Below are 15,111 nucleotides of genomic sequence, written 5' to 3' on the forward strand. Positions count from 1 at the left end.
CTGCTCGGTGCTGGACTCAAGGATTTCGACGTATTGCCATGGCCTTAAGGGCAACTCTTCCGATTCAAGACTCGGCTGCCGGCTTGCTCCAGGCGAACAGCACGGATGTCGATGAGCATTGCGCAAGCCTCGGCCGCTGGCGGCTGAGCTACGATCAGATCAGCGCCGGCGCGTTCCGGGGCAGTTTCACGCAACTCTCCTTGCCGCGGCTGGAGGTGTTCTGCGAGATCACCAGCCAGCAGGTCCGCCAATATGGCCAGCTTGGCGCCGACAGTTTTGGCATCGGCCTGCCCTGGCACGGCGACGGCGAGCTCAGCTTCAACGGGACCGGTGCCAGCGGCGCCCGCGTCCTCGCCAGCATCGACGCCGAGATCGACATGTGTACCCCGAAGGCCTTCGAGCTGCGCGGCGTCGTTGCCAGCACGGTGTTGATCGCAGAGCTCGCCGCCTGGCTCGACATCGAGCTGCCGCGCACCGCCTGGCACCGGCTGCAGGTGATCGAAATGGCGGAAGCGCCGGTCGCGCGGCTGCGGGCGCATCTGGCCGCCATTCAAGCGACGATCACGACCGCTCCGGCAACGTTCAACGATCCGGCGGCGAGGCAGGCCCTGGAAGACGCCCTCCTCGTCGAAATCATGGACATGCTGCCGACCGCACGTCCGAGCGATCCCGGCCGCAGTGCGGCGGCTCGGAAGCGAACCGTGGATCGTGCCCGCGAGCTGATGCATGGCAGGGGCGATCGCTCGCTCTCGCTGCTGGAGGTCTGCAAGGCCGTCGGCGCCAGCCCGCGCAAGCTCGGCTATTGCTTCCAGGAGGTTTTGGGCACGAGCCCGATGCACTATTGGCGCGCGATGCGACTGAACCGTGTGCGGCGCGATCTCAAGGGCGCCGGCGGCAACGAGACCTCGGTCTACGACGTCGCGGTGCTGCACGGATTCTGGCACTTCAGCCAGTTCTCGCTCGACTACAAGCGTCACTTCGGCGAGCTGCCCTCGCAGACGCTGCGTCGCGCGAGGTGTGCCGCCTGATCGGATTCAGCGATGCCGCAGCCGGCGGTTGACCCGGCGCGCCAGGTAATCGCCGGCGCTCTGGACTATCTGCACCAGTGCGATCAGCACGACCACGACGGCCAGCATCATCTCCGGCATGAAGCGCTGATAGCCGTAGCGGATGCCGAGATCGCCAAGGCCGCCGCCGCCGACTGCGCCGACCATCGCGGAATAGCCGAGCAGGCTGACCACCGCGAGCGTCAGCGCCAGCAGCAGGCCGGGCAGCGCCTCCGGGATCAGGACCTTGAGCACGATCTGGAGCGGCGATGCGCCGAACGAGGACGCGGTCTCGATCAGGCCGCCGTCGACCTCGCGGATCGCAGCCTCGACGAGGCGCGCGATGAACGGCGTCGAGGCGATGGTCAGCGGCACGATAGCGGCGGTCGAGCCGATCGAGGTGCCGGCAACGAGGCGCGTGAACGGGATGATGGCGACGACGAGGATGATGAAGGGCGTCGAGCGCGTCGCATTGACGACGATGCCGAGCACGCGATTGACGATGGGCGCCGCGAACAGCTCGCCTTTGCGGCTGGTGGCCAGGAACACGCCGAGCGGCAGGCCGAAGGCGGTGCCGAGCAGCGCCGCGATGCCGACCATGTACAGGCTTTCGAAGGTAGCCTGGACGATCAGGTTGATGAGTTCAGGCGACATAGCCGAGACGCTCCGCCGAGAATTGATATTGAGAGAGCCAGGCGAGCGTCCGCGTCACCGCGTCCTCGCCGCCGGGAATGCCGAGCGTGAGCGAGCCGACATGCTGGCCGCCGATCTCGTCGATGCGCGCAGACAGCAGCGCGACGTCGAGCCCGAGCTCGCGCGCGAGCCGGGCCACCACGGTGTCGCCCGCCCCTGCCCCGCGCACCTGGATCCGGATCACGGCCTGCCCGCCGGCAGGCTGCTTCGAAACGATTCGGCTCTCCAGCGAGACCGGCAGGCTGTCGCCGATCACCTCGGCCAGGAAGGACTGCGTGATCGGATGTCTTGGCTGCGTGAAGATGTCGGCGACGTGACCACTCTCGACGACGCGGCCGGCGTCCAATACCACCACCTCCTTGGCGAGCTGGCGCACCACGGACATCTCGTGGGTAATCAGCACGATGGTCACGCCGAGCTCGCGGTTGATGTTCGCAAGCAGATCGAGGATCGCGCGCGTGGTCTGCGGATCGAGTGCCGAGGTCGCCTCGTCCGACAGCAGCACGCTTGGCCGTGTCGCCAGCGCGCGGGCGATGCCGACGCGCTGCTTCTGGCCGCCGGACAGTTCGGAAGGATAGCGGTCATGCTTGTCGGCGATGCCGACCAGCGCGAGCAGCTCGGCGACGCGGGCCTTGATGTCGGCCTTGGTCCAACCGGCGATCTCCAGCGGCAGCGAGATGTTGTCGGCCGCGGTGCGCGAGGACAGCAGGTTGAAATGCTGAAAGATCATGCCGATCGAGCGCTGCGCCAGCCGCAGCTCGCGGCCGGCCAAGGCCGAGATATCGCGGCCGTCGACGATCACGCGGCCCGTGGTCGGCTTCTCCAGGCCGTTGATCAGCCGGACCAGGCTCGACTTGCCGGCGCCAGAGCGGCCGATCACGCCGGTGATGGAGCCGCGCGGAATGGCGAAGTCGATGTCTTGCAGCGCGTTGACGCCGGGCTTGCCGCGATAGGCCGGATAGGTCTTGGAGATGCCGGCGAAACGGACCATCGCGTCCGGCACGGCGAGCGCGGGTGAAATCGCTTCGAGCGTTTCGATTGGTCGTTCGATCGCGAGCGATTGGTGGGCATTCATGGAGATGGCCTTCATGCACGATAGCTCGGTCACCCGCATGCCCAGGGCACATGGGAACCGGTCGCGTCTGCGACGGGGTGAAAATGGCGATGGGGGCTCAATCGAGCGCGCTGCACCGCAGCACGCACCTTCGCTGTTTCTGGTCTTCCTTGCAATCTCAGATAATTGGAAGGACTTGGACGAAGTTTTCCCGATCGCCTCCTGGCGGAGAAGATTATCCGCCGACGATCGGCGCTGTGATCACCGACCCCGGAACCGCGGCTTGCGGCGCGTCAGGAACGCCTCGACGCCCTCCTTGTGGTCCTCGCTGAGGCTGGCGAGCGCGAACTGATCGACATCCATGTGGCTCGCAAGGTCGTCCAGCGCATGCGCGAGCCGGTTGACGGTCAGCTTGGTCATGGCGACGGACAGCGGCGGCTGCGCGGCAACCTTGCGGGCAAGCTCCATGGCGGCATCGAGCGCATGGCCGGGATCCGCCACCTGCTCGACGAGCCCCCATTCATAGGCCTCGTCCGCGCTGATACGCTGGTCGGCCAGGATCACCGCCTGCTTGGTGCGGGCCGGCCCGATCAGATGCAGCATGCGCGGGATGCTCTGCCAGCTCATATTCATGCCGAGCCCGATCTCGGGCACGCGCAGATGCGCATCGCGCCCCATCACCCGGAAATCGAGCGCCACCGCGAGGGCGACGCCGCCGCCGACGCAAAAGCCTTCGATCGCGGCGATGGTGATCTGCTCCATCTCTTGCCAGGCGTGCGTCAGGCGCGGCCCGAGCTTGAGGTGCCGCCGCAGCGCGCCGAGGTCCATCTCCTTGCGCGAGCGTCCCTCAGCGTCCTTGAGATCGAAGCCGGCGCTGAAGGCGCCCGAGCTGCCGGTCAGCACAACGACCGAGGTCGCTGCATCGTCCTCGAAGCTGCGCGCGGCCGCCGTGAGCTGGCGCAGCGCCTCCGGCGAGAGCGCGTTGATGCCGTCGCCGCGGTCGAAGCGCACGACCGCGATCCGCCCCTCCGGCCCGAGACCCTTCTCGATCTTCACGTAGTCGGTCACCATCATCTCCACGATGTTTGCGGGATGCTAGCGCACAACTGCCCTCACGCATACGTGCCAGGACTGCACTGCAACGAGCCCTCGACAGCCCCTAGCCATTGCGCCTATCTTCCGCCGCATGAGCCAAGATCACGACCATCATCACCACGATCACGATCATTCCGAGCTGTCCGAGACCGAGCTGCGCGTGCGCGCGCTCGAGACGATCCTGACCGAAAAAGGCTATGTCGAGCCGGCTGCGCTCGATGCCATCATCCAGGCCTATGAGACCAAGATCGGTCCGCACAATGGCGCGCGCGTGGTCGCCAAGGCCTGGACCGATCCCGCGTTCAAGACCGCGCTGCTGCAGGACGGCTCCAAGGCGATCGGCACGCTCGGCCATGTCAGCCGCGTTGGCGATCATCTCGTCGTGGTCGAGAACACGCCCGAGCGGCACAACATGGTCGTGTGCACACTGTGCTCCTGCTACCCCTGGGAAATGCTCGGGCTGCCGCCGGTCTGGTACAAGGCCGCGCCCTACCGCTCGCGTGCGGTGAAGGACCCGCGCGGCGTGCTCGCCGATTTCGGCGTCGCGCTGCCGAAGGACACCGAGATCCGGGTGTGGGATTCCACCGCCGAGACGCGCTTCCTGGTGCTGCCGATGCGCCCCGCGGGCACGGAAGGCTGGAGCGAGGAGCAGCTCGCCGAGCTCGTGACGCGCGACTCCATGATCGGCACCGGTTTCCCCAAGACGCCGGGCGCACCGTCGTGAACGGCGTGCACGACATGGGCGGCATGGACGGGTTCGGCAAGGTCGAGCCTGAGCCGAACGAGCCGATGTTTCACGAGGAATGGGAGTCGCGCGTGCTGGCCATGGTGCGCGCGATGGGCGCGGCCGGCGCCTTCAACATCGACACCTCGCGCTTCTATCGCGAGACCTTGCCGCCGCACGTGTATCTGTCGAGCTCCTATTACAAGAAATGGTTTCTCGGGCTCGAGGAGATGCTGATCGACAAGGGCTATCTCACCCGCGAGGAGGTCGCTGCCGGCCATGCGATGCAGCCTGCAAAGGCGCTCAAGCACGGCAAGTTCGACCGCGCCAATGTCGAGCGCGTGATGGTGCGCGGCAAGTTCGGCCGCCCTGCCCCGGCTCCGGCGAAATTCAACATCGGCGATCGCGTCCGCGCCAGGAATATTCACCCAGCCACGCACACGCGGCTGCCGCGCTATGTCCGTGGCCATGTCGGCGTGGTCGAGCTGAACCATGGCTGTCACGTGTTTCCTGACACGGCGGCGATGGAGCGCGGGGAGAACCCGCAATGGCTCTACACCGTGGTGTTCGAGGGCCGCGATCTCTGGGGCCAGGACGGCGATCCCACGCTGAAGGTCTCGATCGACGCGTTCGAGCCCTATCTGGATCCGGCGTGATGAGCAGCGCGCTTGCGGCCGCCGCGACGGCGGCGATCCCGAGCATTCCGTGCGACGACGACGGCCCGGTGTTCCGAGCGCCCTGGGAGGCGCATGCCTTCGCGATGGCCTTGAGCCTGCACGAGCGCGGCGTATTCACCTGGCCGGAATGGGCCGCAGCACTCGCAGACGAGATCAAGCGCGCCCAGGCCGCCGGCGACCCTGATACCGGCGAGACCTACTATCTGCACTGGCTCGCCACGCTGGAGGGCCTCGTCGCCCGCAAGGGCGTCGCGTCGATGGAGACGCTGCACCGCTATCGGAATGCGTGGGACCACGCCGCCGATCGCACGCCGCACGGCAAGCCGATCGAGCTCAGGCCGGAGGATTTTGGCTAGCTGATTGCTCCGTCGTCATTGCGAGCGCAGCGAAGCAATCCAGAATCCCTCCGCGGTGGCAGTCTCGATTTCTTCGTCGCAAGGGCTCCTCGCAATGACGACAGAGCGAGCCTACCGTCCCGCCACGTACTCGTTCCACCCCTTCGCCCGCAAACTGCAGGCCGGGCACTCGCCGCAGCCGTAGCCCCAATCGTGCCGTGCGCCGCGTTCGCCGAGATAGCAGGTGTGCGACTGCTCGCGGATGAGATCGACCAGCCCGGCGCCGCCGAGGTCATGGGCGAGCTTCCAGGTCGCGGCCTTGTCGATCCACATCAAGGGCGTGTGCAGCTCGAACTGCCTGGCCATGCCGAGCGAGAGCGCGGCCTGCATGGCGCGGACGGTCTCGTCACGGCAATCGGGATAGCCGGAATAATCGGTCTCGCACATGCCGCCGACGATGTGGCTGATGCCGCGCCGGTAGGCCAGCGCCGCGGCGAAGGTCAGGAACACGAGGTTGCGGCCCGGCACGAAGGTGTTCGGCAGACCGTCCGCGCCCATCGCGATCGCGACGTCGCGGGTCAGCGCCGTCTCGGACACCGCCGCCAGCGTCGGGATCGACAGCGTGTGGCTCTCGCCGAGCCTTGCGGCCCAATCGGCGCGCAGGCCCTTGATGCCGTCGAGCAGGCGGTCGCGGCAGGCAAGCTCGATGGCGTGGCGCTGGCCGTAGTCGAACCCCAGCGTCTCCACACGCGCGAAGCGGCTCAGCGCCCAGGCGAGGCAGGTGGTGGAATCCTGGCCGCCGGAGAACAGCACCAGCGCGGTTTGTGAGGAAAATGCATCACTCATGGCCCGCGCTTTAGCATCGCACGACTTGCCCGCCAATCGGTGGAAATCGGCCAGTTCCGCCGCCTTGCGCTGGGATCGGGGGCCCGCTTTTGGCATAAGGCTCTGTATCCCAGGAGACTGCCCGGCAATGACCCCTTCCCGCGACATTTCCCGCCTGATCGAGATCATGGCGGCGCTGCGCACGCCGGTGACCGGCTGCCCCTGGGACCTCGAGCAGAATTTTTCGACGATCGCGCCCTACACGATCGAGGAAGCCTATGAGGTGGTCGACGCCATCACCCGCGGCGATCTCGACGATCTCAGAGAGGAGCTTGGCGATCTCCTGCTCCAGGTCGTGTTCCACGCCCAGATGGGCTCGGAGCAGAACGCGTTCGATTTCGGTGATGTGGTCCTGGCCATCACCCGCAAGATGATCCGCCGCCATCCCCACGTCTTCGCCGACAAGGACGGCAATCTCGCCTCCTCCCACGTCAAGGAAGTCTGGGACCGCATCAAGGCGGAGGAGAAAGCCGAACGCGCCGCGCGCCGGCCGCCGGAGGAGGCGCCGACGCACAAGTCGCTGCTCTCGGGCGTGAAGGCCGGCCAGCCCGCGCTGACGCGTGCGATGGAGCTGCAGCGCAAGGCCTCCACCGTCGGCTTCGACTGGAACGACCCGCGCGCGGTGCTGCACAAGATCCGCGAGGAGGTCGACGAGATCGAGGCGGCATTGGACCGCAACGACAAGCGGGAGATTGCGGAAGAGACCGGCGACCTGATGTTCGCCCTCGTCAACCTCGCCCGCCATGTCGATGCCGATCCGGAGGCTGCGCTCCGCGCGACGAATGCAAAATTCGAGCGGCGCTTCGCCTATATCGAGCGCGCACTGGAGGCGCAGGGCCGGACGCTCGAGCAGGCCTCGCTGGCGGAGATGGATGCGCTGTGGAATGCCGCGAAAGTGGAGACGAAGGTGACTTCGGAGACGCGAACCGCGTAGTCCAGATGCGCGCCGGCCTCACGCCGGCAGATGTGGCACCGCGTCGAACCTGTTCACCACGATGTCCCGCTTGGTCTCGTCCACCCGCACGGTCATGTCGAAGCGGCCGTCGTGGAGCTCCTTCGACAGCACCTCGGCATTGCGGTGCAGCCAGCTGATGCCGGCGCCGTCGGCGGCGTCGATGGAGAGATCGAGCGTGGTCCTTTTCGCCGCGAGCCGCTGCTCGATCGCGGCGAGCAGAGCATCGACGCCCTCGCCCGACACGGCTGAGACCAGCATCGCCGGATGATCCTCCGGCCTGCGCGCGGCGATGTTGAGCAGCTCTTCGCGTTGCTCGGGGTCGAAACGGTCGATCTTGTTCCAGACCTCGATGATGCGGCCGGAATCATCAGGGTTGATGCCGAGCTGGCGCAGCACCGCATCGACGTCGCTCTGCTGCGCTTCGGCGTCTTCATGCGAGATGTCGCGGACATGCAGGATGACATCGGCTTCCAGCACCTCCTCCAGCGTGGCGCGGAAGGCGGCGACGAGCTGCGTCGGCAGGTTGGAGATGAAGCCGACGGTATCCGAGAGCATCGCCTTGCCGCCATGCGGCAGGTTGAGCGCCCGCAAGGTGGGATCGAGCGTCGCAAACAGCATGTCGGCCGCCTGCACGTCGGCGCGGGTCAGGCGATTGAACAGCGTCGACTTGCCGGCATTGGTGTAGCCGACCAGCGCGACGACACGATACGGCACGCGTTGACGGCCGGCGCGATGCAGACGCCGCGTCGCCTGCACCTTTTTCAGCTCGCTCTCCAGCTTGGAGATGCGCTCCTGGATCAGGCGGCGGTCGGCCTCGATCTGCGTCTCGCCGGGGCCGCCCATGAAGCCGAAACCGCCGCGCTGGCGTTCGAGATGGGTCCAGGAGCGCACCAGGCGCGAACGCTGGTAGTTGAGATGCGCAAGCTCGACCTGCAGCGAGCCTTCCCGGGTCTTGGCGCGGCGGCCGAAGATTTCGAGAATGAGCCCGGTGCGGTCGAGCACCTTGGCATGCCATTCCTTTTCGAGATTGCGCTGCTGGATCGGCGACAATGCGCAATCCATCACCACGAGCTCGACCTCGAGGGTCTTGATCAGCCCGGCGATCTCCTCGACCTTGCCTTTGCCGATATAGGTCGCGGGGCGGATCTGGCTGACCGGCGCGACGATGGCATCGGCAATGACGAGATCGATCGCACGTGCGAGGCCCGCGGCTTCATCGAGCCGGGCCTCGGTATCGCGCAAGGCATGAGTCTCCGATTGCGCGTCGGCGCTGCCCGCGCGCACGCGCAAGTAGGGGCCGATGACAAGCACCCGCCCCGTCTGCGTAGCCCCTGCCGACCGCGGACGGTCGGCATCCCCGTCGAAATTCCGGGGTTCCAATCAGGTCACTCTCAAGCCGGCTGGTCCTCGCCGCCTTCGAACAACTGAATCGGAGCGCCCGGCATGATGGTCGAGATCGCATGCTTGTAGACCAGCTGCGAATGACCGTCGCGCCGAAGCAGCAAACAGAAATTGTCGAACCAGGTCACGATGCCCTGGAGCTTCACTCCGTTGACCAGAAAGATCGTCAGTGGCGTCTTGGTTTTGCGAACGTGATTAAGGAAGGTGTCCTGTAGGTTTTGTGCGCGGTCTGCCGCCATTGTTTTTTTCTCGCTTTGAGTTTCTTTTTATTGCGCCGAATGCGGCCCTCTTTGTGGAGTTCGGGGCCTCCTCCGGTTGCCGTCCCTCATGAGATCCCCCTCGGAAGGAACAGCGGTTCGATTAGAGGACAGGTCGGGGTATTAGGCAAGCCGCTTGAAGCGGCAGGCGTGGCCCTATTGCCCCGAAAAATTACGGAAATCGATGATTTTCTTTGCCTATTCCCGAGATGCCGCCGCAGCGTCGCAGCATTAGCCGACGCCGAGCGCTTTCAACTTCCGGTGCAAGGCCGAACGTTCCATGCCAACGAACTCGGCCGTTCGAGAAATATTTCCTGAGAAACGGCTGATCTGTGCAATCAAATAGTCGCGCTCGAACACCTCGCGTGCTTCGCGCAGCGGCAGGCCCATGATGTGCTCGCCATTGTTGCTGGTCGGCATCGCCGGCACCATCGAGCCGACATCCTGCGGCAGCATGTCGGCGGTGATGATGACTTCCGGCCCGCCGGCGGCCAGAATCATGACTCTTTCAACGTTGTTGCGGAGCTGGCGCACATTGCCGGGCCAGACATGCGATTGCAGCACCGCCATTGCGTCCTGACCGATCTGGCGCTTGGGCAGGCCGCTGCCGGCCGAGATCTGCTCCATGAAATAATCGATCAGTTCCGGAATGTCCTCGCGCCGCTCCGACAGTGCGGGCACGCGGATCGGCACCACCGAGAGCCGGTGGTAGAGGTCCTCGCGGAAACGGCCGGCCGCGATCTCCTCCTCGAGATTGCGGGCGGTCGATGAGATGATGCGCACGTCGACCTGCACCTTGGCGGTGCCGCCGACGCGCTGGAACGACTGCTCCACCAGCACGCGCAGGATCTTGTTCTGGGTCTCGCGCGGCATGTCCGCGATCTCGTCGATGAACAGCGTGCCGCCATGCGCCTCTTCGAGCGCGCCGGGCTTGCGCGGCTGCTCGCCATTGGACTGCTCGACGCCAAACAGCTCATGCTCCATTCGCTCGGGCGTGATCGCGGCGGCGTTGATGACGACGAACGGACCGTCGGCGCGGCCCGAAGCGATATGCAGCGTGCGCGCGGTCAGCTCCTTGCCGGCCCCGGCGGGGCCGACGATCAGGATGCGGCTGTTGGCCTTGGCCGCCCGCTCGATGGTTTGGCGCAGCTGGTTCATGCTCGGCGAGCGGCCGACGAGCTGGCTGGCGCTCGGGGCGAGCTGCTTCAGTTCCTTGACCTCGCGCTTCAGCCGCGAATTCTCCAGCGCTCTGGTCGCGACCAGGATGAGGCGGTCGGCCTTGAACGGCTTCTCGATGAAGTCGTAGGCGCCGCGCTTGATCGCGGCGACCGCGGTCTCGATGTTGCCGTGGCCGGAGATCATCACGACGGGCAGATCGGCATTGTCCTTCTTGACCTGCTCCAGGAGCTGCAGGCCGTCGAGCTTGGAGCCTTGCAGCCAGATGTCGAGAAACACCAGATGCGGCCTGCGATTGGCGATCTCGGCGAGCGCCGTGTCGCTGTCACGCGCGGTCCTGGTGACGAACCCCTCGTCTTCGAGAATGCCTGCAACGAGATCGCGAATATCGGCTTCGTCATCGACAATCAGAATTTCACTTGCCATGGATCGCGCCTGTCTTGTCAGCTGCCTGTTGAGGCTTCGATTTTGGTTGAATCATTGGTCTTTTCAGCCGGCTCTTTGGTTCCGGCGGCCGGCTCTTTTGTTGCCTGGGTCGCGACGGATTCCGTCGCCGTTTGCGTGATGTCGGGCTTGGAGGTTGTCCCAGTCGCGTCGTTGACCGTCGGCACTTGCTCTGTTGTCGCGGACTTCGCGGGTTGCCCCGACACGGCAAAGCGCATGCGCATCCAGGCGCCGCGCTGGCCTGGGCGGAAGTCTGAGGCGTCCTTCAGCTCGATCCGCCCGCCATGGTCTTCCAGCACGCGCCCGACGATCGCAAGCCCCAGCCCGGTGCCCTTGGCACGCGTGGTAACGTAGGGCTCGAGCAGACGCGAGCGCGCGACCTTGGGCAGGCCGATGCCGTTGTCGATGACGTCGATCAGCACGTCGTCGCCCTCGCGCGACACCACGACGTCGATACGCCCCTTGCCGAGCTCCTCGGGCGGGACCTGCTCGATCGCCTCGGTGGCGTTCTTGACGATGTTGGTGACAGCCTGCGAGATCAGGCGCCGGTCGAACTGGGCGCGCAACGGATCCTGCTTGAACTCGGCCTCGATGTCGATTTCGGGATGGGCGACCTTCATCAGGAACACGGCCTGGCGCACCGTGTCGGCGACGTCCTCGCCTTCCATCACGGGCTTCGGCATCCGCGCAAAGCGCGAGAACTCGTCGACCATGCGCCTGATGTCGTCGACCTGGCGGACGATGGTATCGGTGCACTGGTCGAAGATCTGCTTGTCCTTGGTCTCGGTGATGTCCTTGCCGAACTTGCGGCGGATGCGCTCGGCCGAGAGCTGGATCGGCGTCAGCGGGTTCTTGATCTCATGCGCGATGCGGCGCGCCACGTCGCCCCAGGCCGAGGTACGCTGCGCCGAGACCAGCTCGGTGATGTCGTCGAGCGTGATGATGTAGCTGTCATGCGGCTGGTTCTTCTCGGCGCTGACGCGGACCGACAGGTTGCGCTCGGTGCCGTCGCGGGTGATCGTGATCTGGCCCTGCACCAGGCGCTGGGTGCCTTCCCGCGCCGTCTTCATCATCTCGTCGAGCTCGGGCAGCACGTCGGAGAGCGGATGGCCGAGCGTCTCGGCTTCGGAGTGCCCGATCAGTTTCTCTGCGGAGCGGTTGAGGATGCCGACGCTGCCGGACGCGTCGACGCCGATGATGCCGGCGCTCGCGGATGACAGCACCGCCTCGATGAAGCGGCGGCGGCTGTCGATGAGGTCGCTGGCATTGACCAGCTCGTCGCGCTGGCTGCGCAATTCCTGCGTCATCTTGTTGAAGGTCTCGCCCAGCTGGGCGAGATCGCCCTCCGACTGGTGCACGGGCACCTGGACGTGCAGGTCGCCGGTCGAAACTGTATGTGCCGCGTTCATCAGCCGCCGGATCGGCGAGACCAGCGAGTTGGCGAAGTTGAGACCGATCAGCACCGAAGCCATGAGAATGGTCAGCGCGATCACCGCGAACATCAGCGCGAAGGCGACCTGGATGCCGAGCCTGCGCGATTCGATCTGGGCGTATTCGGCGACGCTGACCTCGGTCTGCTTGAGCTGATTGACGACATTCGGATCAAGCGGCCTGGCGACATAGAGGAAGGTGTCGTTGAAGGCGCGCAGGCGGATCACCGCGGCAACGAAGCTCGCATCGGGAAGCACCGCGATCTCGGGCTCGTTCTCGTTGACGTTGCTGAGAAAGTCCGGCGCCGGTGGCGAATAAGCGAGCCGCATGCCGGTGTCGGCGGATTCCAGGATGTTGGTGTTCTTGTCGATGATCATCGCGCCTGGCAGGTTGCGCGACGCGGCGCTCGCCGTCAGCATCTCGCGGAACGAGCGGCGGTCCTGGTCGTAGAGCGGCCGGGCATGGGCGATGTCGTTGGCCATGCCGAGAATGTCGCCGCGGATCAGCTGGGCATGGTCCTGCATATAGGCCCGCGCGATCGTCAGCGAGTTCTGGATCACCTCCTTGGTCGGCCCGGAGAACAGCCGGTCGAGGCCGCGCTCGATGGTGACGTTGGCGACGACGGCGACCAGCACCGCCGGCAGCACCGCCACGATCGAGAACAGGCTGACGATCTGGACGTGGAGACGCGCCGCCGCCCTGCCCCGCCGCCGCGCCAGGATCAGCTGCCAGAGTTCCCGGATAATGATCCCGACCAGCAGCAGGATCGTGGCGGCATTGATCAGATAGAATGTGCGGACCACCCCGGGCGTCGGCTCGATCGTGCTCAGACCCGTCAGGACCAGGAAGGTCAGGAAGGCCGACAGCAGCGCCAGCGCGACGGCAAAGGGCGCCAGCCAGCGTCGCACCGACCAGCGCCGGGGCTCTTCCGCTGGGGCCGTGTCAAAGTGTGCGGCCGAGGTATCTGCGCTGGTCATTCCGGCAATGATGCTGAAAACGGGTCCGCGGACGCGCGGATACTGATGTATTCGTACCACATTGTTGCCGAATTGCGACAATTCCGCGGCGTGTTCGCCCTGACGGACCCGCGCAATCCACAGGCACATGCCGCCTGGGCGGAACGGATTCCCGCCGTCCCGGCTTAATCCGCATGGATAGGATCTTTCTCGCGACGATGGTTTCGGCCGTTCTGCTGCTGATCGTGGCCGCCGACCTCCTGGTCAACGGCCTCGGCCTTCAGCAGCCGCCGCTGAATGTCGCCAGCGTGGTGCCAGCCTCCGGCGGACTGGTCAGATAGGCGCAATGGCCGCGCTGCGGCCGACGACCAATTTGAATGTGCGGGCGGAACATTAGAGTCCCGTCAGGACTTGTGCTCACCGCGTCAGCCACAACGGCCAGCGCGATCCGGACAGGCTCAGCTCTGCCTTGGTAGGGGGAGCTGAGCCACCGGTCCGCGCTAGCGCGTTTGGCGTTCGTCGCAAGAAAGTCAGCCCCCGCTCCGATACACCTGGATGTCGAGATCCCGGATCTTCTTCCGCAGCGTGTTGCGGTTGAGGCCGAGCAGGTCCGCGGCGCGGATCTGGTTGCCACGGGTGGCGGCGAGCGCGGCCGTGAGCAGCGGCACCTCGATCTCCTTGAGGATACGGTGATAGAGGCCGGGCGGCGGCACGCCGTTCGGGAAGCCCTGGAAGTGCGAGGACAGATACGCCTCCACGGCGCCGCCGAGATTGTCGACCCCCTGCTGGACCGCAGCCCCCGGGCTGACCGAGGGCGGCGCGAGCTCGCCGTCGATGACGGAGGACGTGATCACGTCCTGCGGATAGAGCGCGGCGAGCCGCCGGGCGAGGTTTTCCAACTCGCGCACGTTGCCGGGCCAGCGGTGCTGCTTCAGCCGCTCCAGCGCCAGCGTGTCGAGCTCCTTCGGCGGCAGACCGTCCTTCTCGGCCAGCGTGAAGAAGTGCCGCACGAGATCCGGCAGGTCCTCGATGCGCTCGCGCAAGGGCGGCAGCCGCAGCGGGACGACGTTGAGGCGGAAGAACAGATCTTCGCGGAACAGGCCCTGCTGAATTAGCACGCGCAGGTCCTTGTTGGAGGCCGCGACGATGCGCACGTCGGTCTTGATCGGAGTGCGGCCGCCAACGGTGGTGTATTCGCCCTGCTGCAATACACGCAGCAGGCGGGTCTGCGCCTCCATCGGCATGTCGCCGATCTCGTCGAGGAACAGCGTGCCGCCCTCGGCCTGCTCGAACCGGCCGGAGGCGCGGGTGTTGGCGCCGGTAAAGGCACCGCGCTCGTGGCCGAACAATTCGGACTCGATGAGATCGCGCGGGATCGCCGCCATGTTGACCGCGACAAAGGGGCCGTTGCGGCGCTTGCCGTAATCGTGCAGCGCTCGCGCCACCAGTTCCTTGCCGGTTCCGGACTCACCCGTGATCATCACGGTGAGATCGGTCTGCATCAGGCGCGCCAGCACGCGGTAGATTTCCTGCATCGCCGGCGAGCGGCCGACCAGCGGGATCGCCTCCATCTCGGCGTCCTCGTCCGGCGACGAGGTCCGCTCCTTCGGCTCGGCGAGCGCGCGGCCGACGATGGCGATCAGTTCCTTCAGGTCGAAGGGCTTTGGCAGATATTCGTAAGCCCCGCGCTCGGAGGCGCGGATCGCCGTCATGAAGGTGTTCTGCGCGCTCATGACGATGACGGGCAGGTTCGGCCGCATCTTCTTGATCCGCGGCAACAGGTCGAAGGCGTTTTCGTCCGGCATCACCACATCGGTGATGACGAGATCGCCCTCGCCCTGGCTGACCCAGCGCCACAGCGTTGCGGCATTGCCGGTCAGCCGCACTTCGTAACCGGCGCGGGACAGTGCCTGATTGAGAACGGTGCGGATGGCGGTATCGTCATCGGCTACGAGAATGCTACCTGCGGGCATCGTTGATCC

General features: G+C 65.9%; 15 protein-coding genes. 6 read left to right on the forward strand and 9 right to left on the reverse strand.

What is annotated here, in order from left to right:
- Positions 1–38: 38 nt before the first annotated feature.
- Positions 39–1,028 carry a helix-turn-helix domain-containing protein gene (locus tag I6F24_RS27240; protein WP_225149677.1) on the forward strand — a complete coding sequence of 330 codons (990 nt, stop codon included), beginning with the start codon at positions 39–41 and terminating at the stop codon, positions 1,026–1,028.
- Between the two features lie 6 nt (positions 1,029–1,034).
- Here I6F24_RS27240 and I6F24_RS27245 read toward each other — a convergent pair whose 3' ends face one another.
- The 3 genes from I6F24_RS27245 to I6F24_RS27255 all read right to left on the reverse strand — a co-directional run bounded on the left by I6F24_RS27245 (position 1,035) and on the right by I6F24_RS27255 (position 3,861).
- On the reverse strand, positions 1,035–1,700 hold the full coding sequence (locus I6F24_RS27245) for a methionine ABC transporter permease (protein WP_057029183.1): 666 nt from the start codon (positions 1,698–1,700) through the stop codon (positions 1,035–1,037).
- Positions 1,690–2,829 (reverse strand): methionine ABC transporter ATP-binding protein, encoded by a 1,140-nt coding sequence (locus I6F24_RS27250; RefSeq protein ID WP_225149676.1) that lies wholly within the window; start codon positions 2,827–2,829, stop codon positions 1,690–1,692. Before I6F24_RS27250 ends, I6F24_RS27245 begins: the two co-directional genes overlap by 11 nt.
- Before the next feature lie 225 nt (positions 2,830–3,054).
- Positions 3,055–3,861: an enoyl-CoA hydratase/isomerase family protein gene (locus I6F24_RS27255; RefSeq protein WP_225140911.1), complete on the reverse strand. Its 807-nt coding sequence runs from the start codon at positions 3,859–3,861 to the stop codon at positions 3,055–3,057.
- 118 nt (positions 3,862–3,979) lie between these two features.
- On the opposite strand from I6F24_RS27255, the gene nthA reads away from it, so the two are divergent.
- Genes nthA through I6F24_RS27270 form a run of 3 tightly spaced genes read left to right on the forward strand, consistent with a single transcriptional unit; the run spans position 3,980 to position 5,645 of the window.
- Entirely contained in the window at positions 3,980–4,612 is a 633-nt protein-coding gene (gene nthA, locus I6F24_RS27260; protein WP_035999337.1) for a nitrile hydratase subunit alpha, read from the forward strand.
- Positions 4,609–5,268 (forward strand): nitrile hydratase subunit beta, encoded by a 660-nt coding sequence (gene nthB / locus I6F24_RS27265; RefSeq protein ID WP_225149675.1) that lies wholly within the window; start codon positions 4,609–4,611, stop codon positions 5,266–5,268. Before nthA ends, nthB begins: the two co-directional genes overlap by 4 nt.
- Entirely contained in the window at positions 5,268–5,645 is a 378-nt protein-coding gene (locus I6F24_RS27270) for a nitrile hydratase accessory protein (protein ID WP_036028031.1), read from the forward strand. Before nthB ends, I6F24_RS27270 begins: the two co-directional genes overlap by 1 nt.
- A 111-nt stretch (positions 5,646–5,756) precedes the next feature.
- Here the strand turns inward: I6F24_RS27270 and queC are convergent, their stop codons facing one another.
- A complete protein-coding gene (queC, locus tag I6F24_RS27275; RefSeq protein ID WP_036028030.1) occupies positions 5,757–6,470 on the reverse strand; it encodes a 7-cyano-7-deazaguanine synthase QueC in 714 nt (237 codons plus the stop codon).
- A 127-nt stretch (positions 6,471–6,597) separates the two neighbouring features.
- Between queC and mazG the strand changes: the two genes are divergently transcribed.
- Complete coding sequence (mazG, locus tag I6F24_RS27280) at positions 6,598–7,443, forward strand: nucleoside triphosphate pyrophosphohydrolase (protein WP_225149674.1); 846 nt, start codon at positions 6,598–6,600, stop codon at positions 7,441–7,443.
- A gap of 18 nt (positions 7,444–7,461) precedes the next feature.
- On the opposite strand, the gene hflX is transcribed toward mazG, so the two are convergent.
- The 4 genes from hflX to I6F24_RS27300 form a co-directional block, all read right to left on the reverse strand.
- Positions 7,462–8,844 (reverse strand): GTPase HflX, encoded by a 1,383-nt coding sequence (hflX, locus tag I6F24_RS27285; protein ID WP_225129987.1) that lies wholly within the window; start codon positions 8,842–8,844, stop codon positions 7,462–7,464.
- Between the two features lie 11 nt (positions 8,845–8,855).
- Positions 8,856–9,104, reverse strand: coding sequence for an RNA chaperone Hfq (gene hfq / locus I6F24_RS27290; protein ID WP_007591126.1), 249 nt, complete (start codon positions 9,102–9,104; stop codon positions 8,856–8,858).
- A gap of 249 nt (positions 9,105–9,353) precedes the next feature.
- On the reverse strand, positions 9,354–10,724 hold the full coding sequence (locus tag I6F24_RS27295; RefSeq protein ID WP_035999365.1) for a sigma-54 dependent transcriptional regulator: 1,371 nt from the start codon (positions 10,722–10,724) through the stop codon (positions 9,354–9,356).
- Between the two features lie 17 nt (positions 10,725–10,741).
- A complete protein-coding gene (locus I6F24_RS27300; RefSeq protein WP_225112867.1) occupies positions 10,742–13,150 on the reverse strand; it encodes a PAS domain-containing sensor histidine kinase in 2,409 nt (802 codons plus the stop codon).
- Between the two features lie 173 nt (positions 13,151–13,323).
- Here I6F24_RS27300 and I6F24_RS27305 point away from each other — a divergent pair, with 173 nt between their 5' ends.
- Positions 13,324–13,470: a hypothetical protein gene (locus I6F24_RS27305; RefSeq protein ID WP_167361662.1), complete on the forward strand. Its 147-nt coding sequence runs from the start codon at positions 13,324–13,326 to the stop codon at positions 13,468–13,470.
- A 189-nt stretch (positions 13,471–13,659) separates the two neighbouring features.
- Here the strand turns inward: I6F24_RS27305 and ntrC are convergent, their stop codons facing one another.
- A complete protein-coding gene (ntrC, locus tag I6F24_RS27310; RefSeq protein ID WP_225149673.1) occupies positions 13,660–15,102 on the reverse strand; it encodes a nitrogen regulation protein NR(I) in 1,443 nt (480 codons plus the stop codon).
- Between the last annotated feature and the right edge of the window lie 9 nt (positions 15,103–15,111).

The organism is Bradyrhizobium sp. BRP23 (genome assembly GCF_020194135.1).
GTDB classification, from domain to species: Bacteria; Pseudomonadota; Alphaproteobacteria; order Rhizobiales; family Xanthobacteraceae; genus Bradyrhizobium; species Bradyrhizobium yuanmingense.

Excerpts from the sequence above, each read along its gene's own strand:
- I6F24_RS27240 (WP_225149677.1), top strand. The coding sequence starts at position 39 with ATGGCCTTAAGGGCAACTCTTCCGATTCAAGACTCGGCTGCCGGCTTG.
- I6F24_RS27245 (WP_057029183.1), bottom strand. The coding sequence starts at position 1,700 with ATGTCGCCTGAACTCATCAACCTGATCGTCCAGGCTACCTTCGAAAGC.
- I6F24_RS27250 (WP_225149676.1), bottom strand. The coding sequence starts at position 2,829 with ATGAAGGCCATCTCCATGAATGCCCACCAATCGCTCGCGATCGAACGA.
- nthA (WP_035999337.1), top strand. The coding sequence starts at position 3,980 with ATGAGCCAAGATCACGACCATCATCACCACGATCACGATCATTCCGAG.
- I6F24_RS27270 (WP_036028031.1), top strand. The coding sequence starts at position 5,268 with ATGAGCAGCGCGCTTGCGGCCGCCGCGACGGCGGCGATCCCGAGCATT.
- queC (WP_036028030.1), bottom strand. The coding sequence starts at position 6,470 with ATGAGTGATGCATTTTCCTCACAAACCGCGCTGGTGCTGTTCTCCGGC.
- mazG (WP_225149674.1), top strand. The coding sequence starts at position 6,598 with ATGACCCCTTCCCGCGACATTTCCCGCCTGATCGAGATCATGGCGGCG.
- hfq (WP_007591126.1), bottom strand. The coding sequence starts at position 9,104 with ATGGCGGCAGACCGCGCACAAAACCTACAGGACACCTTCCTTAATCAC.
- I6F24_RS27295 (WP_035999365.1), bottom strand. The coding sequence starts at position 10,724 with ATGGCAAGTGAAATTCTGATTGTCGATGACGAAGCCGATATTCGCGAT.
- I6F24_RS27300 (WP_225112867.1), bottom strand. The coding sequence starts at position 13,150 with ATGACCAGCGCAGATACCTCGGCCGCACACTTTGACACGGCCCCAGCG.
- I6F24_RS27305 (WP_167361662.1), top strand. The coding sequence starts at position 13,324 with ATGGATAGGATCTTTCTCGCGACGATGGTTTCGGCCGTTCTGCTGCTG.
- ntrC (WP_225149673.1), bottom strand. The coding sequence starts at position 15,102 with ATGCCCGCAGGTAGCATTCTCGTAGCCGATGACGATACCGCCATCCGC.